This window comes from Thalassospira sp. CH_XMU1420-2, from assembly GCF_037029325.1.
In the GTDB taxonomy this organism is placed as follows: domain Bacteria; phylum Pseudomonadota; class Alphaproteobacteria; order Rhodospirillales; family Thalassospiraceae; genus Thalassospira; species Thalassospira povalilytica.
Genome location: NZ_JAYMEG010000002.1, coordinates 138,138 through 154,577 on the forward strand (window position 1 = coordinate 138,138; position 16,440 = coordinate 154,577).

The window sequence follows — 16,440 nt, forward strand, 5'->3', positions numbered from 1 at the left end:
CATTGCCGCGAAAGCGATCCGTGCCTGCCTATCCCGGGACTATCCCCCGGCCTACCCCCGGGCCGATATCAGCGAAAAATCATCAATCGCATGCGGGGTGGATTGCTGGGCATCGGCAAGGCGGGCTTCGCGAAACTGGTCTTCCGATCGCTTGAACAGATATTCCGCCCTGGCACTGCTTTCGGTCAGTGGCAGGCAAAATTCCGCTGCCAGCCGCACAATCAGGGCCAGATCAAACCACGGTGGAAAACTGCCCTCGGCCAGTCGGGCGACATAGGAAAGATACGCCGTTTCCCCCGCACACAGCACGGCCCGGTCGCGCAGTTCGAACCGGGTGATTTTCCCGCCCTCATTTTCGAGTGACAGCAACCGGATGAAATCGCGTGGCAGGGCAAATAACGCGCTGCCATCGCCGGGATCGCGCCCGTCATTCGCCGTTGCCAATCGCGCAAGCCACGCGCCGCGCGCGGCAAACCGCCAAGGATAGCTTGCCAGCATCCCGTCGCGGATCGTCGGATAGAGCAGCCGGGCAATTTCGGCCTCGGCACTGTCTTCGTCAAAGGATGAGACCGGACTTGCCCCGATCATCACCATGGCGCGCGCACAAAGCGCGATATCACCGAGTGCCATGAAAAAACCTCCGCAAAAGAAAACGGAGCCCGGAAATCCGGGCCCCGCAAGGCTTGTCACAGTCGTGCGACAATCACACCTTGATGATGTAATTGATCGCCACAAACGGCTGCATGTTGTTGTGCGGCTGATCGCCGCCGCAAAGACGAGTGTTATGCACTGACGGCTGCGTGTTGGCCGGCTTGGAATGAACTTCATGACCGTTTGATCCAGCACCAGTAGCCATGTTCAGAACATCATAAGCATGATCATGCGATGGCATCTCATCGACACTCAGCTGATGCATTTCCGCGCCACCAATCGCGCCGATGGCACGCTCCGTCAGGCCATCGCCCTGACCGGCACCGACCGGAACGCGGCCACGCAGATCGGGAAGCTTGAAACTGCCGGCTGCCTGACCGGTGCCATAGGTAATACCGATCGCTGAAAACAGGTTTTCGAACTCGCTTGCCAGCAATTCGGAACCGTCACAGATCAAAAAGCCGTCCGGCGCTACAGCCCCGGCAAACGGCAACACCGTCGCCACCGGAACCGAACCGCCACCCGACATACCACCGCCAAACAGGGCTTCCAGCGCCTGCAAGAGCTGGGTGTCATCCATGCGGTCAGGCACAATGTCCGCGGCCAGAACGACATTGAGAACTTCACTTTCAACCGGGCTCAAACACTGCATATGAATTCTCCAATCGTGGGGCAAAAAGAACCCCGGCAAGCAACGCCTGCCGGGGCGGGAAAAGTAGGAAACTGACGCTTACTGACTTGTCGCAGCCGTCGGATAGAACGCCTTGATCGCATAGGTCATCGCCACGTTGCGCGGACGGGTTTCAACTCCTCCGCTCGCCTCAGTCTCGCGTGACAGCGTTGTGTTTGGCACATCAATGTTCCAAACAGACGGATCGGACCCGCCACCAACATTTATCCATACAATTGGATCAATGATTGTATGCTTATGGCTCTTTAGCTCATCAACCTGCGCAGAGCCAAACACACGCCCGGCATCCACACCGCGACCATCATCAAAGCCACGGACGAATTCACCGCGCAAATCGGGAAGGTTAAAGGTCGAAACCTGATCACCATGCCCCCAGAGCGTACCAATCGTCGCAAACAGATCGGCATAGTCGGTGCGCGAAATGGCCGAACCATCACAGACCAGCCAGCCTTCCGGGGCCGTCGGCATGGCAAATGCCGAGACCGTGCCGATTTCGCTGCCAATGATAACGGTGTTACCACCGCCATTGCCGCCGCCGGAAATCAGGGTATTGATCGCCTGAAGCAGCTGGGTTTTGTCATCGCAATCGGGCCAGATGCCGGCCCCCTGAATGACATTGAGGATTTCACATTCGACCGGGCTATTACCCTGCATGGGCAGTCTCCTTGCTTGGAAAAAGAAAACCCCGATGGCCGATACCACCGGGGTCGCGTCGAGGGAGGAAGATGGAAAAAGATGTTGGCTCAGTCGGTATTGGACGTGCCGACCGCGGTCATGTCGCGGACATCAACGCCCGCCGCACCGGAACTTGCGACCACGAACAGGCCACCGGACATGGTGGCGTCCCGGTTGGTATTGGCGATGATGAAATCACCGACGCGCAGCATGTCGCGTGCATCGGCAAAATAGCCCGATGTATCAACATCGGCGGCGACATCCGGGGTAATGTAATGCCAAAGCGTAAAACCGTTGGCATAGGCCAGAACACTGAGGTTTCTGGCTTTGAAACCTTCTGCCATTCACGGGCTCCTGTGATTTTCAATGTTAGGAAAAGTTAAGGTTGCTAACGCACCTGACGACCTATTCCTGTGCCTGCAAGCAGATCACGCCAGCACCATCAATCAGGGTCGCGCCCTGACTCATCGAGTTATTGACGAAATGCGCCGCGTGATCGCCATGCCAGGTAATGTCGGACTGCACTTCCGAGCCAATGGCATGACCAATGGCCGTGCGGTGATACCAGAAGCAGGATCGGATACCGCTTGCCACCGGAAGGCCGGAATGGGGCATCCAAAGGGTACCAAGCCAACGCTTGGCCTGCGTCCCCTTCCAGGGAAGATCATCATCACCGATGTAATCGGCATTGGAAAATTCCGGGATTTGAAGCAGTTCCGCCCATTGTTTCCAGCCGACAATGCCGTAACGCTGTCCGTCATCGGGAATATCGCGTTCGCCAAGTCCCTCGAACGCCATCATCACCTTTTCAAGGGTCATGCCCTCGGCATTGACCAGAACAACATCATCGGTCCGCACCAGCGCATTGATGATCAGCTCGTCGGTTTTTCGGCCCAGCGCATAGGCCCCGGCATTGGCCAGAACCATCTTTTCATCATGGTTAATTTTAAGTTCATCAAGCGCATCAACCCAGTCCCCGGCATAGTAATCACGCAAATCGCAGCGTACCGCTTCGTGATCGACATTCATCACCGGCACTTTGCCATGGCGGGCCTTGGTGGTTGCCGTGCCCTTGCCGACTTTCTGGAAAACCGTGGTTGCGCCTTTGACCGCGTTCTTGACCCGCACCGTATTGCGCAGTTTCGAGCCCATGCGCTGATAGGCCTGATGCACATCGGCCTGAAAATGATCAATGAAACTTTGATCGATCGTATCGCTCATTATCACTAACCCCCTGTATCAAATGTGAGATATCCCAAAACAGGATCCGTAGAATTCATGATCGGGACACATGGCCCCGATCACCAAAGGCGTCTGCCCGTGATGTCGTCGTTATCCCTCGTCAAAGCAGGTAACGGATCAGGTATTGTTAAGGCGGGCGAACCCCGCCTGGACTTCGGCGATCAGGGCCGGATCACGATCCCGCCAATAGCGCGGATCATTCATCTTGGCCCGAATTTCCGATCGCAGATCGGACGGATCACCATCGCCGGCACCCTGCCCCAGACGGGCCTCACCGGCCTGTGTCATCATGCGATGAAGCGCCAGCACCCCGTCACGGGTCTGACAGAGCGTATCAAATGCCGCATCGGGCAAATTGGCCCGCCCCCATTTTTCGATCCGCGGGGCCAGCTTTTGCCATTGCGCCGCACCGCCAAATTGCTGGGCAAGGGCCGCGCGATCGGCTGCCCGCCGGGTTGCCTGATCCATATCGGCCATCATTGGACCCAGGATTTCACCAGCCAGATCATAAACCAGCTGGGCCTGATCATTGCTGAACCCGGCCGCATGCAATCGCGTATTCAGATCGGCATCCACACCGCCAAGCACATCATCGACCGAAATCACATAATCCTCGGCACTGGCAGGAACATCCGGAACACCTGCCCCATCAGGCAAATCTTGCGGTTCATCCCCCAATAGTCCCGCATTGGCCGGGTCTGTTTGCAGGCTTAAACTTTGTGATGCGGAAAGATCGGTTGCGCCGGAACCGGCATCCGAACCGTTATCGGAAACATCATCCCTTTCGGGCATCCGGGTGTGTGATGCTGCGTCAGTCATCTGCGATTTCCCCCTTTTATCTCGGTCCTGGCAAGACGTGTGATCTGCAAGACCAGTGCTCTTTGTCCTTCGCGCATCCAGATCGCACTGGCCGGGACATCCGGGCCAAGGGCGGTTTGCAGGATCTGACGTTCAAGTTCACGGATGACCTTTTGCCCGGCATCAGAGGCAAAACACGATTGCCAGTGATCGCGACCATCTTCTGCCAATCCGTCATCTTGTGGTTCGAACCAGTCCCAGCCATTGATGCGGCTCATGCCAGTTCCTCCGTCACAAGCGCGGGTAAGGCAGGCTTTAACAAATGGTCGGGCACGCCAAACTGATCGGCAAGCCAGCGCACCATCACCGGCAGATCGACCTCGCCCAACGCATCGGGGCCAAGGGTTGCGATCCGTGATAACCAGTCAAGCGCCTGGCCTGCCTGCACCCGTCTTGGCAATTGCGCCAATGGTGCGGAATGGCGCAAAACCACCACATCACCGTCAATCGGAATGTCGGGCAATTCCCCGGTTCGGCTCAGGATGTAAAGTGCCCGCCGGATCAACGGATAAAGCAATTCCGCCTGCAACCGGCCATAGGTCGCCCCCAGAAGCCGGGCATTTTCCGATGCCCGTTCAAGCACCTCGGTCGCGGTCATGCCCGGTTGATCCACCTGTCCCAACCGGTCGGCCAGAAGGCATCGACGAATGCGATCGCGCAAATCCGACAACACCAGATCGGACACATCAAACCGGCCCGGCGCATCAAGCGGCTTAAGCCCCGCTGATCCGACGGCCTTGGGGATGATGCTTCCGGGGATCAGGCGAATGGTGGCCGGGTTCAGCACCCCGTCATCATCAGCCTGCCAGATGCCGGTCACCGCGATCGACGCGTTTTTAAGCACCAGCTCCACCACCTTGTTCGCGGTCTTGATATCAGGAAGCGCCTTCATCACCGGCGATCTGCCATAAATCTCGCCCGGCGCCTTCATCCAGCGAAAGGCGATATAGGGCGACACATCAAAATGCCCGCGATAGATCAGATCGCCTTGCGATGTGCTGCCTTCCTCGTGAAAGACGCAAATGTCATAGCCGGGTTGCCCGTTTGCGGCCGGAATAACCGCCTCGATCACCGCAAAACGTTTTTGGCTATTTTCGCCATCCTGCGCGGCCTCGCGTTCGGGAACATTCACGGCATCGGGCCAGTTTGCCCTGATTTCATCGCGGGTCAGCGACAGCTTGCGAAATACCGCATCCATCTTGCCGTCTGATCGTTCTTCAAACGCCAGATCGCGCAACGGCACGGCAGCAAACCGGAAGGCCGACGGGCTGTGCAGATCGGCCTTTTCAAGGCGCAGGCACGCCGTTCCCGCCGTCACCAAATCCAGAAATGCCTGATGCATTTCGACCGCGAAGTTTGACCGGTCAAAATGCCCCTGAAGAATACGGACCGCACGGCCAAGCTGTTCGGTCAGAACCTGTCGATCATCGCCCGGAACATTGCCGCCCGGTTCCAGATCAAACCAGCCACCGGCCGGCGGGGTGATTTCGGCCATCAGGCTTGCGGCAAGCTGTTCGACTGCGTCGGGCGCGGTTGCATCAAAAACCCGGTCAAGGCGCTTGCCCCCGCTTGTCTGTTCAGCCGCGCCATTGCGTTGCGGCAGGGCAAATTCATAACATTCCTGCCAATGGGACAACCAGTTGCGCCGTCTTGCCACGACCTTCTGATACCGGTTGCGCAGGCCGGAAATACTGATCTGTCCGCCGCCGTTGTTACCCGCATCCGAACCGGCCCCGGACATATGCCCCAGGCCCGGGTCATCGGCCAAACCGGCATTCGCGGTTGCGTTGCTGTGCGTGGCTGGCGGCACCGCGCGGGCCCGCCGTGCTGCATGTCGCGATCTTTTTGCCATCCCTATTCCCCCAACAGATTTTTGCCACCGCCAAGCCCGCTGATCCGGTCATTCAAAAGACCGCGAAAACTTGTGGTGATCAGGCTCGAACGCCCATATCGCCGCCGTTCAAGGGCTTCCTTGCGGGCGTCACTGGCCGTTGTTTCGGCACTGGCTTGCGTATCGGTCCCGGTTTCACTGCTGGTTGCTGCGACCGGGTTGCCAAACGCTGTTGGCTTTGGCGTTGAAAACAGGCTTCCCATTGCGGTCTCCGGGTTATGAAGTTTGGTGATGGTTGCAAACGTGCATGTTGCACCGTCCCCCGCCTTTGCGGGGGTGAGCGCGCCCAAAACAGCCGCTCGAAAGGAACGAAGACCCGCCCGCACAGGAGCAAAGCCCGATCCAGAATCTTGTGACCAAAATCTTGCAGCCAAAAGCATGCGGCCAAACACAAAAACGCCCGCAAGGGTCGGAACCCTGCGGGCGCAGTTCTGGCGTTGATTTGTCTCTTATAGCACCACAAAAAGAACAAATCAAGAACATTTTTCAGAAAAATAAACCTGACCGGTTCCGGCTGCCTGCTCACCTTGTTGCAACAGATATCGATAAAGCTGCCAGGGCGTGACAATCCAGAAGGCCGAAATGCCCAGCAATCGCTTGACCAACTCGACACAGCTCATCGGGCCGAACCGGACCTTGCGCGTGACGATTTGCGGGTAATGCGCCCAGATGCAATGATGCCCGATCCCGCGGTAATAGGCTGCCGGATCAAAGATCGGGGAATAGCACCAGCTTTCGCATTTCACCCGGTGGCTTTGCGGATCAAGACAGATCCATTCCCCGGCCCGCAGCCCCGATACCAGAACGAAACAATGGCGAAATCCGGGTTTCAGCATCCGCAAGAACCGCTTTTCCGGGGCATCGGCAAACACCACCAGAACCGATACTTCGCGCTCGGATGTGGATTGGCTAACCCATTGATCAAGCGGCATTCCGGCGTCTGCGCGCCCGTCAATTGACGCCCCGGACATTCCGGCCGTCCGGGCCTGTTCAAAAATCAGATCCCGCATGGTGACAAATCCCCGCCCAGTTCGACCATCACCTCGTCATGATGGAAATCTTCATCCCGGCGGCGCGTCACAATGCCCCGGCTGATCAACACATTTTCAAGCGCCGCCATCGCATGCCGCCACAGGCCATCCTTGCCCTTTTCGCGCGGATCACGGGGATCGGGTTCGCGTTCGACCAGCCCGAAATATTCCAGCACTTGCAAATGCCGGTCGGTCAATGTTCCGGCCTGTTTCAGACGCATCACCGCGTTATAGACATCATCGGGATCGCATGGACGGACCACCTCGCCGGCATCGGCCACCACGCGCGCCCCTTCGATCCGTGCGGTTTGACATCGCACGAACCAGAACCACGCCTGCCGGGCACTGGCAAAGGGCGTAATTTCACGTTCTGACAATGGTTTGGGAAAAAGTCGTTGTTCGGTCACGTCGCCCTCCTGCTTGCTGAATTCTCCTTGCAACGCCGACCATGCAATCCCCCGGGTGCCGTCCCAGACCCGTGCCGAACCCCTGATCGGGCCGTAACCGGCCTGAAAAAGGCAAAGACATCCCATCGCACGCACAAAACGTGCGCGTCGCATCAATGGATACAGGTTTGTGATTTCCCCACAGACGGTCAAACCGCCCAATTCCGGCAACGGTTCAAGCCCGTTGCATTTTCAAAGCTGCCCCTGTCCGTCAGATCGACAGTTCAGCCCCTATTTCTGGATGCAGTTCCGGTGTTGATGCACAAGCTATAATCCCTTTTTGTTCTCATTGTAAAGGATTAATTTCCTATTCTTGAAGATCAACATTGCTTTATAGGAAATGATACCCTCCTCTTTGCACCGCTAGAACCCTATAGCGTTTGTGATCGGAGGTATCACTTTTCGTCCAAATCTGAATTCACCCGTACAATTCGGACACAGGTACACATGCTGCTCTAAGACGGTGTCCTGAAACTGGAGTATGGATTTAACTCTCTTCTGAAAACACGATGCACAAAGACGATGCTCAGGTTCCCCATTAGCCATATCTGGCTTAAGCAAATAGGCGTAAGTCTGAGAGCCAAAATCTGTTAGCTGATACCTAGACTCTTCGTTGACCCACACCTCAATCTCTTCGACCTTTTTCCGAAGTTCTGATATTGTCTCCAACAGTGTCATTCGCTCAGTTTGAGCGGACAGTGCTGCACTATTGGCTTCCAAAATCTTTGCCTGAAATTCGATGATTTTTTCGTTCATCAGGTTTGCATCTCGCAATCCGACGATACTCTTTGCAATTTCACTAGCAGCATTTAGCGAAGACAAAGCGGAAGCCAATGAACCAAGATCAACCATAGCGCTCTTCCAATAGCACGTTACCGTTTCTCAGAAGGATAACATAGAGGAGTAGTTCGTTTGAGAAAAACACGTGCTAAATTTAAGTTATGGCAAGTTTTCCTTGACCACCACTTCCATGGTCAGTTTGGCGACGTCGCGGTCGGCCGGATGGCCGGCGCGCAGGTTTTCAAAGATTCGCAGCACATTCTGGACAATCACACCCGGACTTTGGGTGATGACGACATCCATGATGTCTTCAAGCAGGAAGCGGCGTGTATCGGGCGTAAGTCCGTGACCGATAAAGACAATATCGCGCCCCCGGCCACTTTCGCGCAAGGCGCGCGCCACCCCGTCCGACGCCCCGCCAACATTATAAATCCCGACCAGATCAGGATATTCTTCGAGCAGGGATTTGGTGTGCAGATAGTTTTCGCTGCGATCATCATGGCCTTCGCGGGCCGCGACCACGCGCAGTTCGGGAAATTCTTCTTCCATCAGGCTTAAAAAGCCCATTTCACGTTCTTCATGGGCGCGATAGGTGCGGCTGGCGGCAATCATCGCCACCCGTCCACGTTTCTGACCGTTAAAACGGCCCAGCAAATACCCGGCTGTCCGCCCCACCGCACGGTTATCAAGCCCGACATAGGCCGCGTGCGGCACGCCCGAAATGTCGGAAACCACCGTAATCATGTGCTTTCCGGCATTCTGAAGTTCGGACACGGTTTCGCGCACCAGCGGATGATCAATCGCCATAAAGGCAATGCCATCTGCCTTTTCGCCATGTTGGCGGAGTGCCTCGGACAGAAGTTGCGGATTGAAACTGTCGATGAAAAAGCACTTTGCGCGGATGTTATAGCCCGTCGTTGCCTCGGCCGCGGCCTTGATCCGGTCGCCCAGCAATTGCAGATACGGGTTCGTGCCCGACGGCAACAAAAACACCACGCGCATCGGTTTGGGCCGGAACACTTCGGCCATGTCATTTTCGGGCAAATAGCCAAGTTCGCTTGCGGCCTGCAAAACCCGTTTTGCCGTGCGTTCACGCACCCCCGGACGTTTGTTCAAAACGCGGTCCACCGTTGCCGGCGAAACACCGGAAAGGTCAGCAATATCCTTGATTACAGGTCCGGTTGTCTTTGGCATTCTATCCTCAAAAACATCAAAACGCATCATTTTATGATGTTTGATGAGGCAAAATGTTTCACGTATTCTGCAACTATTCAAGGGAAAACAAAAACACACCCGAGCAGATTCAGGTTAAAAGCACTCATAGACCATCACGGGAGGAAACCATGGTCATCCGGAAAAAGTTTCGCCATCTCGCCACGACCCTTGCGGCTGCCGCATCCTTTACGGTCATGGCACATGCCGCACAGGCGCAGGAATATGAACTGAGCTACGGCCACATGAATTCCCCGACCAGTGTTGTCGGCATGCAGGCTGACTGGCTGGCCGAAGAAGTCGCCAAAAACACCAATGGCGCAGTCAAGATTGATGTCTATCCGTCGTCCCAGCTTGGCAAAATCCAGGAACTGGCCGAAGGCGTTTCGATGGGTTCGATCGCGCTGTCGCACAATACGGCCGGTGCGATCAGCTCGCTTTACGAGGATTTCGGCGTTCTTGATACCCCGTATCTGTATCGCGATTACGATCACCTGATGAAAGTGGTCGATATCAATTCCCCGGTGATGGCGGATCTCAATCAGGGTCTGATCGACAATACCGGCATGCGCGTTCTGTATGCGTTTTATTTCGGCACCCGTCAGCTGACCGCCAATATGGCGGTAAAGACGCCTGCTGATCTGTCGGGGGTGAAAATCCGCGCCATTCCGTCCCCGGTTTACCTGACCGCGGTCGAAGGTCTAGGTGCGGCACCGGTTCCGGTTGACTGGTCGGAAGTCCCGACCGCCCTTGCCACCGGCATCGTTCAGGGCCAGGAAAACCCGGTAAACGTTGCGGTTGACCACAAACTTTATGATGTTCAGACACATATGATGCTGACCGGCCATATTTCGGCGGCCGAAATCGTCGTGATCAACGAAGACCTGTGGCAGAGCTTCCCGCAAGACATCAAGGATGCCATTAACAAGGCGGCCGAAACCGTCCGTCAGAAAGCATCGAAAATGATCCTCGAAAACGAGGCAAGCGACCTTCAGAAGCTTAAAGATGCCGGCATGACCATCATTGGTCCGGATGACGGGCTTGATGTTGCAGCCTTCCGCGCAGGTGTGGAGAAACTGGTCCACGAGCGCTTTGACGAAAAATACAGCAAGTATTTCGAAGAAATCGCTGCTGTAAAATAAGACGATCAGGGCGACGTCAGGGAACCTTGTGTTCAAGGATGTCGCCCGCCCTTTTCCCGCTTTTATTCAGGTATCGTTATGCCGTACAGGAATTCCCCGATCTACCGGGGACTGGACCGCATCTGTCGCATCATGACCGCTTTGTCCATGCTGATGCTGGGTCTGATGGCAGTGCTGGTGGTCGGTCAGGTGATCTTGCGCAATCTGTTTGATCTTGGCCTGCCCTGGGCGGATGAACTGTCGCGCATTTCCAATATTGCCCTGGTGTTCTTTGCCGTTCCGGCCCTGATGCTGCACAACCGCCATATCGCGATTGATCTGCTTTATAGTGCGCTACGCCCGGCCGGAAAGGCGATCCTGCGGTTTTCGAACTATGCGCTGATCACCCTGTTTGCCGCGATTTTCACATTCGGTCTTTACAAGTTTCTGATCCGTGCGGGCAAATTTTCCACCCCGTCGCTCAAACTGTCGAACTATGCGGTTTATGCCCCGGTTCTGGTTGCGATTGTGCTGCTGCTGGTGATTGCGATCTATCGTCTGGTCACGCGCACCGAACCGGCAACCGATTATGAAACCGAAGACGCAAGCAACCCGATTGCCGATGCCATCGCCGAAGAAATGGCCGATCACGTTTCGGCGAATACGCCTTCTGGGGATTCCCGCAAATGATGAGTGCAACCCTTCTTATCCTGTTTCTCGCACTCATGATCATCCGGGTGCCGATTGCGGTCTGTCTTGGCCTGTCATCGGCGGTTGTCATGATCCTGTTCAACCTGCCAATGGCGGTATTGGCCCAGCGCACGGTCAATGCCCTTGATTCAACCCCGCTTCTGGCCGTGCCGCTATTTATCTTTGCGGCCAATCTTTTAAGCCTGTCAGGCGTGACCAACCATCTGTTTGAACTGGTGCGCATGATGGTCGGCTGGATCCGCGGCGGTACCGCACAGGTCAGCGTTCTGGTCAGTCTGATTTTCTCGGGCGTGTCGGGTGCGGCCCTTGCCGATATCGGGGCGCTTGGTGCGGTTCAGATCAAGATGATGCGCAAACAGGGCTATTCGGCGGAATTTGCATCGGGCATCACCATGGCGGCCGCGACCATCGGCCCGATTTTCCCGCCCAGCATTCCGATCATTATCTTTGCATCCGTTTCAAACGTATCGGCGGTCAAGCTGCTGATTGCCGGGATCGTGCCCGCCGTTTTGATCACCATTCTTTTGATGGCGCAGGTTGCGGTCATGGCGCGCATCTACAAGCTGCCGCGTGACGAGGTCAAATTCAACATTGCCGCCTTTGCGCGCAAATTCGTGATTTCGCTGCCCGCCCTTGCCGCCCCGGTTCTGTTGATCGGCGGTCTGGTATCGGGCTATTTCGGCCCGACCGAAGTTGCCGGTGTGACGGTGGCCTATGCGCTTCTGATCGGCAAATTCATCTATGGCCAGCTTGATCTCAAACGGGTTCTGACTGCGGCACGCGACAGTGTCGATGCCACGGGCAATGTTCTGTTTATTGTTGCCACTGCGGCCCTGTTTGCCTGGGTTCTGACCATGGACCGCCTGCCCGCGACGGCAAGCGAATTCCTGCTCGGCCTGTCAAGTGATCCGCTGGTACTGCTTTTGATCGTCAATGTGTTGTTGCTGTTGGTCGGCATGTTCCTGGAATCGATTGCCGCCATCCTGATCATTGCACCGATCATAACACCTGCCATGACGGCGGCCGGTGTTGATCCGCTTCAGCTGGGCATTGTGTTCGTTCTCAACCTGATGATCGGGCTTCTGACCCCGCCGGTCGGCATGAGCCTTTATATGGTCAGCATCATCGCCAAGATGCCGCTGCACCGGGTGATCCGGGGTGCCCTGCCCTTCCTGTTACCGCTGTTTTTGTCGCTGCTCGCAGTGACCTGCATACCGGCAATCTCTGTGTGGTTGCCCAACCTTCTGGATTAAGTGAGGAAACATGAGCAGATTTCTCGGCGAAATTCGCCAGCTCGGTTATGTCGTACCCGATATCGAAGCGGCCATGGAATATTGGTCGACGACCATGGGTGTCGGCCCCTGGTATTATAACCCGCGCGTGCCGATCGAAGATTATCAGTATGACGGCAAGTCCCATGACGTGCACAACTCGGTCGCACTTGCCAATTCCGGCTATGTCCAGGTCGAACTGATCCAGACCCGCAATGACGCACCGTCAATGTATCGCGACTTCCTGCAAGCCGGTCATACCGGCCTGCAACATGTCGCCTACTGGACCGAGAAGTTTGATGACGACCTTGCCCTGATGGAAAGCAAGGGCTTCAACGTCAAAATGAGCGGCAAGGTCGGTGACAATGGTCGCTTTGTCTATTTCGACAAGGAAATGCATCCGGGCACCGTGATCGAACTGTCCGAAGTGGTCGGCCCGAAAGGCCGCCTGTTCAAGTCGATCTACGAAGCCTCGATTGACTGGGATGGCTCCGATCCGATCCGTCCTTTCCCGTCGCTTTCGGAAATCTGAGCCATGGATTTGATCGAAGCCCGCTATCTTATCGAAACGCCGATGGACCCTGAAAAGATCGCCACCATCATGGCTGGCGAACAAAGCAGCGGGACATTCGTGCGCGTGGCTGGTGAAACCGATGAATTGCGCGAACGCTGTGCGGCGCGCGTGTTGTCGATCCGCGAACTGACCCCGGTCAATCATCCCAGCCTGCATAGCGCCTATCTGGCAGAACGTGGCGTCACCGGCCCCTATCGCCGGGCTGAAATCCGCATTGGTTTCCCGACCGGCAATATCGGCCACAACCTTGCGACACTGGCCGCAACGGTATCGGGCAATCTTTATGATCTGGGCGAAGTTACCGGGCTTAAGCTGATTGATGTCACAGTGCCCAAGGCCTATCGCGACCTTTATGATTATCCGGTTGCCGGGACCAAAGGCACGCGCGACCGCATGAATGTTCAGGACCGCCCGTTCTTTGGCACCATCATCAAGCCGAATGTCGGCTTGCGCAGTGACGATATCGCCAATCTGGTCGATCAGCTTTGCGAAGCCGGTGTGGATTTCATCAAGGATGACGAAGTTTGCGCCAATCCGGCATCGGCCCCGCTGACTGAGCGCATTCCCGCCGTCATGGACCGGGTGCGCCGGTATCGGGATCGCACCGGCCGTGATGTGATGATCGCCTTTAACATCACCGATGAAACCGATGCCATGCGCCGCCATGCCGACCTTATTGAAAAAGAAGGCGGATCGTGCGCCATGGTCAGCATGAACTGGGCCGGTCTTTCGGCCCTTCAGACCCTTCGCAAATCAACAAGCCTTGTCCTGCATGGTCATCGCAACGGGTTTGGCGCATTGTCGCGTCATCCGATGATCGGCATGGCGTTTCCGGCCTATCAGACGCTGTATCGTCTGACCGGGATGGACCACATGCATGTCCATGGCATGGGTGGCAAATTCTGTGACGAGGACAGCGAAGTCGCATCTTCGGCCCAGTTGTGCGGCGAACCGCTTGCCGCTGGCAACGGCGATGAAGACCGTGTTCTTCCGGTCTTTTCATCGGGCCAGTGGGCTGGCACCGTTCCGGCCACATACAAGGCCGTCGGGTCGGCCGATTTCATGTTCCTGGCCGGTGGTGGCATTCTTGCCCATCCGTCCGGCCCGGCCGCGGGCATCACCAGCCTGCGTCAGGCATGGGAAGCCTGCGAAGCCGGTATCAGCCTTGAACAACATGCCAAAACCAACCCGGCCCTGTCAGAGGCACTGGCATTTTACGGGGCACGAGGCTGACAATGACCAAACTCGTTTTCTGTGCCGATGATTTTACAGGGGCGTCCGATACGCTGGCAACGCTTACCCGTGCGGGGCTTTCTGCGCGTCTGTATCTGAATGCGCCCGATATGTCGGACCACAAAAACGATGATGGTCACGGGTCGTCGGGTTCTGACCCGGACAGCCTTGATGCCTTTGGTGTTGCAACGTCGCTTCGTGCTATGGGGGTCGAAGACGGCGTTGCCACCATCGGCGAACTTGCCGGTCAGCTGGCAAAAGCCGATTGCGGCCTCTATCATTTCAAGATCTGCTCGACCTTTGACAGTGCGCCCGAAACCGGCAATATCGCGGCCATTGCCGATCGCTATGCGCAATCGGTCGGGGCGCGCTGGAAGGCAATCATTGGCGGGCAGCCGTCACTCAGACGTTATTGCTTTTTGGGCAATCTGTTTGCCGCCATGGGATCGGGACAAATCCATCGCATCGACCGCCATCCGGTGATGGCGAACCACCCGGTCACCCCGATGCGCGAAGCTGATTTGCCACGCCATCTGGCCAATCAGGGCTGGGCAAAAGTCGGGCTGATTGATTTCACTATCATTGCGCAGGGTCGCGTGGCATTGATTGCCGAAATCAGACGCCGTATCGCCGATGGGGAAACCGAAACCCTGTTTGATGTCACCACTGAAAACGATCTTTTGACCATTGGCGAAGCCCTGCGTGATATTGCCCGCTCCGAGGTCATCCTGTGCATTGGTGCAAGCAGTGTCGCACAGGCTCTTTTCCCCTCCTTTGCCCCGACACCACCGGCGGCAAGGGCGCTTCGCCGCGATGGCCCGGTCTTTGCCTTTGCCGGAAGCCGATCACCCCTGACCGCCGAACAGGTCGCTTTGGCCACCAGATATGAGAAGATCGAAATATCGCCATCCGATCTTGGGGACCGCGATGCCCGCAATCGCGCCCGAACCAACTGCCTGTCGATCCTTGAAGCTGGCAAGAACCTTCTGGTTGCGGTGTCCGATGATCGCAATCACCAGATCAGCAGCCATAATCTTGCCCGTGCCAGCGCAGAGTTCATTGCCGATATCAGCCGGTCGGTATCGCTGGGTTTCTTGCTGATTGCCGGGGGCGACACATCAAGCCTGGCGGTTCAGGCACTGGGTATTGAAAGCCTGTCCTTTGTGGCGGATTTCGATGCCGGCGCACCGATCATCCGCGCCCATGCGGATCAGAAAAACCTTGATCAGCTGCCCATGCTGCTCAAAGGCGGACAGATGGGAAAGCCCGGTCTTTTTGATAACGTTGTCGGTCTTGCCACCGCCCGCGCCTAGCCGCGAAACGCCCGTGAAATCAGGAATAAATTCCTTCGACGCGATGCTGATCCCCTGTTAGGATGGGCCATGATCCGACATCAACAAATATGGGCCGCCCTTGACCAGATTGCCGAAGACCACGGTTTGACGCCGTCGGGACTGGCGCGACTGGCGCAGCTTGACCCGACCACATTCAACCGGTCCAAACGCACCACATCACAAGGCAAGGCGCGTTGGCCTTCGACCGAAAGCATTTCCAAGGTACTGTCGGTCACCGATGTCAGTTTTCGCGAATTCTCCGAACTGGTCGATGGCAACGGGGCCGGACGCATTCCGGTGATCGGCTTTGCCCAGGCCGGAAATCAGGGATTTTTTGACGATGCCGGTTATCCGGTTGGCGGATCGTGGGAAGATATCACCTTTCCGGCCCTGCATGATCCGACGGCCTATGGCCTTCGCATTTCAGGTGATTCAATGGCCCCGGTGTTTCGTGACGGCGATCTGATCATTGTCAGCCCGGCATCAAATATCCGCCCCCATGACCGCGTGGTCGTCAAAACGATCGAAGGCGAAGTCATGGCCAAGGAACTGGTACGGCGCGGCGCACTTGGCGTTGAGTTGAAATCATTCAATCCCGCCTATGAAGACCGCTTTGTCCCGGCTGATCAGATTGACTGGGTGGCGCGTGTTTTGTGGTGCAGCCAGTAGAACCGGCTTTCCCGATATGTTCAGGCCGGATGTTTGGCGGGAGGCACGTC

20 protein-coding genes are annotated in these 16,440 nt (G+C 56.5%); 7 read left to right on the forward strand and 13 right to left on the reverse strand.

The features are described 5' to 3' along the window. Positions 1 to 51: 51 nt before the first annotated feature. The 13 genes from WA429_RS05350 to WA429_RS05410 all read right to left on the reverse strand — a co-directional run bounded on the left by WA429_RS05350 (position 52) and on the right by WA429_RS05410 (position 9,459). The gene (locus WA429_RS05350; RefSeq protein WP_287465758.1) at positions 52 to 630 is read right to left on the reverse strand and encodes a hypothetical protein; all 579 of its coding nucleotides are present in this window, start codon (positions 628 to 630) and stop codon (positions 52 to 54) included. 73 nt (positions 631 to 703) lie between these two features. Continuing rightward, the gene (locus WA429_RS05355; RefSeq protein WP_287465757.1) at positions 704 to 1,303 is read right to left on the reverse strand and encodes a phage tail protein; all 600 of its coding nucleotides are present in this window, start codon (positions 1,301 to 1,303) and stop codon (positions 704 to 706) included. Positions 1,304 to 1,381: 78 nt separating this feature from the next. Further along, positions 1,382 to 1,996, reverse strand: coding sequence for a phage tail protein (locus WA429_RS05360; RefSeq protein ID WP_287465756.1), 615 nt, complete (start codon positions 1,994 to 1,996; stop codon positions 1,382 to 1,384). An 89-nt stretch (positions 1,997 to 2,085) separates the two neighbouring features. Then, the gene (locus WA429_RS05365; protein WP_287465754.1) at positions 2,086 to 2,361 is read right to left on the reverse strand and encodes a hypothetical protein; all 276 of its coding nucleotides are present in this window, start codon (positions 2,359 to 2,361) and stop codon (positions 2,086 to 2,088) included. 61 nt (positions 2,362 to 2,422) lie between these two features. Beyond that, positions 2,423 to 3,238 (reverse strand): phage capsid protein, encoded by an 816-nt coding sequence (locus tag WA429_RS05370; RefSeq protein WP_287465753.1) that lies wholly within the window; start codon positions 3,236 to 3,238, stop codon positions 2,423 to 2,425. Between the two features lie 138 nt (positions 3,239 to 3,376). Continuing rightward, complete coding sequence (locus WA429_RS05375; protein WP_287465752.1) at positions 3,377 to 4,078, reverse strand: capsid assembly protein; 702 nt, start codon at positions 4,076 to 4,078, stop codon at positions 3,377 to 3,379. Next, entirely contained in the window at positions 4,075 to 4,335 is a 261-nt protein-coding gene (locus WA429_RS05380; RefSeq protein WP_287465751.1) for a Bbp19 family protein, read from the reverse strand. Before WA429_RS05380 ends, WA429_RS05375 begins: the two co-directional genes overlap by 4 nt. Next, the gene (locus WA429_RS05385) at positions 4,332 to 5,969 is read right to left on the reverse strand and encodes a portal protein (protein WP_287465749.1); all 1,638 of its coding nucleotides are present in this window, start codon (positions 5,967 to 5,969) and stop codon (positions 4,332 to 4,334) included. The genes WA429_RS05380 and WA429_RS05385 overlap by 4 nt, the downstream gene beginning before the upstream one ends. Positions 5,970 to 5,971: 2 nt before the next feature. After that, positions 5,972 to 6,211 (reverse strand): hypothetical protein, encoded by a 240-nt coding sequence (locus WA429_RS05390; protein ID WP_287465748.1) that lies wholly within the window; start codon positions 6,209 to 6,211, stop codon positions 5,972 to 5,974. Positions 6,212 to 6,481: 270 nt separating this feature from the next. Then, complete coding sequence (locus tag WA429_RS05395) at positions 6,482 to 7,018, reverse strand: hypothetical protein (RefSeq protein ID WP_287465746.1); 537 nt, start codon at positions 7,016 to 7,018, stop codon at positions 6,482 to 6,484. Beyond that, positions 7,006 to 7,446 (reverse strand): hypothetical protein, encoded by a 441-nt coding sequence (locus tag WA429_RS05400; protein ID WP_101247590.1) that lies wholly within the window; start codon positions 7,444 to 7,446, stop codon positions 7,006 to 7,008. Before WA429_RS05400 ends, WA429_RS05395 begins: the two co-directional genes overlap by 13 nt. A gap of 402 nt (positions 7,447 to 7,848) precedes the next feature. After that, entirely contained in the window at positions 7,849 to 8,337 is a 489-nt protein-coding gene (locus WA429_RS05405; RefSeq protein WP_287465745.1) for a hypothetical protein, read from the reverse strand. Between the two features lie 87 nt (positions 8,338 to 8,424). Beyond that, positions 8,425 to 9,459 (reverse strand): LacI family DNA-binding transcriptional regulator, encoded by a 1,035-nt coding sequence (locus WA429_RS05410; RefSeq protein WP_068517990.1) that lies wholly within the window; start codon positions 9,457 to 9,459, stop codon positions 8,425 to 8,427. A 149-nt stretch (positions 9,460 to 9,608) separates the two neighbouring features. On the opposite strand from WA429_RS05410, the gene WA429_RS05415 reads away from it, so the two are divergent. From WA429_RS05415 to WA429_RS05445, 7 genes are all read left to right on the forward strand, one after another. Continuing rightward, the gene (locus WA429_RS05415; protein WP_101247455.1) at positions 9,609 to 10,619 is read left to right on the forward strand and encodes a TRAP transporter substrate-binding protein; all 1,011 of its coding nucleotides are present in this window, start codon (positions 9,609 to 9,611) and stop codon (positions 10,617 to 10,619) included. 132 nt (positions 10,620 to 10,751) lie between these two features. Continuing rightward, complete coding sequence (locus tag WA429_RS05420; protein ID WP_197460778.1) at positions 10,752 to 11,288, forward strand: TRAP transporter small permease; 537 nt, start codon at positions 10,752 to 10,754, stop codon at positions 11,286 to 11,288. Continuing rightward, positions 11,285 to 12,562, forward strand: a complete 1,278-nt coding sequence (locus tag WA429_RS05425; protein WP_287465743.1) for a TRAP transporter large permease — start codon at positions 11,285 to 11,287, stop codon at positions 12,560 to 12,562. Before WA429_RS05420 ends, WA429_RS05425 begins: the two co-directional genes overlap by 4 nt. 10 nt (positions 12,563 to 12,572) lie before the next feature. Then, entirely contained in the window at positions 12,573 to 13,112 is a 540-nt protein-coding gene (locus tag WA429_RS05430; protein ID WP_101247457.1) for a VOC family protein, read from the forward strand. A gap of 3 nt (positions 13,113 to 13,115) precedes the next feature. Continuing rightward, a complete protein-coding gene (locus tag WA429_RS05435) occupies positions 13,116 to 14,387 on the forward strand; it encodes a ribulose-bisphosphate carboxylase large subunit family protein (protein ID WP_206927896.1) in 1,272 nt (423 codons plus the stop codon). A gap of 2 nt (positions 14,388 to 14,389) precedes the next feature. Next, positions 14,390 to 15,700: a four-carbon acid sugar kinase family protein gene (locus WA429_RS05440; RefSeq protein WP_287465741.1), complete on the forward strand. Its 1,311-nt coding sequence runs from the start codon at positions 14,390 to 14,392 to the stop codon at positions 15,698 to 15,700. 69 nt (positions 15,701 to 15,769) lie between these two features. After that, entirely contained in the window at positions 15,770 to 16,390 is a 621-nt protein-coding gene (locus WA429_RS05445; protein WP_068518747.1) for a S24 family peptidase, read from the forward strand. Positions 16,391 to 16,440: the final 50 nt, after the last annotated feature.

Coding starts and splice junctions, on each gene's coding strand:
- WA429_RS05350 (WP_287465758.1), bottom strand. CDS start 630: ATGGCACTCGGTGATATCGCGCTTTGTGCGCGCGCCATGGTGATGATC.
- WA429_RS05355 (WP_287465757.1), bottom strand. CDS start 1,303: ATGCAGTGTTTGAGCCCGGTTGAAAGTGAAGTTCTCAATGTCGTTCTG.
- WA429_RS05360 (WP_287465756.1), bottom strand. CDS start 1,996: ATGCAGGGTAATAGCCCGGTCGAATGTGAAATCCTCAATGTCATTCAG.
- WA429_RS05365 (WP_287465754.1), bottom strand. CDS start 2,361: ATGGCAGAAGGTTTCAAAGCCAGAAACCTCAGTGTTCTGGCCTATGCC.
- WA429_RS05370 (WP_287465753.1), bottom strand. CDS start 3,238: ATGAGCGATACGATCGATCAAAGTTTCATTGATCATTTTCAGGCCGAT.
- WA429_RS05375 (WP_287465752.1), bottom strand. CDS start 4,078: ATGACTGACGCAGCATCACACACCCGGATGCCCGAAAGGGATGATGTT.
- WA429_RS05380 (WP_287465751.1), bottom strand. CDS start 4,335: ATGAGCCGCATCAATGGCTGGGACTGGTTCGAACCACAAGATGACGGA.
- WA429_RS05385 (WP_287465749.1), bottom strand. CDS start 5,969: ATGGCAAAAAGATCGCGACATGCAGCACGGCGGGCCCGCGCGGTGCCG.
- WA429_RS05390 (WP_287465748.1), bottom strand. CDS start 6,211: ATGGGAAGCCTGTTTTCAACGCCAAAGCCAACAGCGTTTGGCAACCCG.
- WA429_RS05395 (WP_287465746.1), bottom strand. CDS start 7,018: ATGCGGGATCTGATTTTTGAACAGGCCCGGACGGCCGGAATGTCCGGG.
- WA429_RS05405 (WP_287465745.1), bottom strand. CDS start 8,337: ATGGTTGATCTTGGTTCATTGGCTTCCGCTTTGTCTTCGCTAAATGCT.
- WA429_RS05410 (WP_068517990.1), bottom strand. CDS start 9,459: ATGCCAAAGACAACCGGACCTGTAATCAAGGATATTGCTGACCTTTCC.
- WA429_RS05415 (WP_101247455.1), top strand. CDS start 9,609: ATGGTCATCCGGAAAAAGTTTCGCCATCTCGCCACGACCCTTGCGGCT.
- WA429_RS05420 (WP_197460778.1), top strand. CDS start 10,752: ATGACCGCTTTGTCCATGCTGATGCTGGGTCTGATGGCAGTGCTGGTG.
- WA429_RS05425 (WP_287465743.1), top strand. CDS start 11,285: ATGATGAGTGCAACCCTTCTTATCCTGTTTCTCGCACTCATGATCATC.
- WA429_RS05430 (WP_101247457.1), top strand. CDS start 12,573: ATGAGCAGATTTCTCGGCGAAATTCGCCAGCTCGGTTATGTCGTACCC.
- WA429_RS05435 (WP_206927896.1), top strand. CDS start 13,116: ATGGATTTGATCGAAGCCCGCTATCTTATCGAAACGCCGATGGACCCT.
- WA429_RS05440 (WP_287465741.1), top strand. CDS start 14,390: ATGACCAAACTCGTTTTCTGTGCCGATGATTTTACAGGGGCGTCCGAT.
- WA429_RS05445 (WP_068518747.1), top strand. CDS start 15,770: ATGATCCGACATCAACAAATATGGGCCGCCCTTGACCAGATTGCCGAA.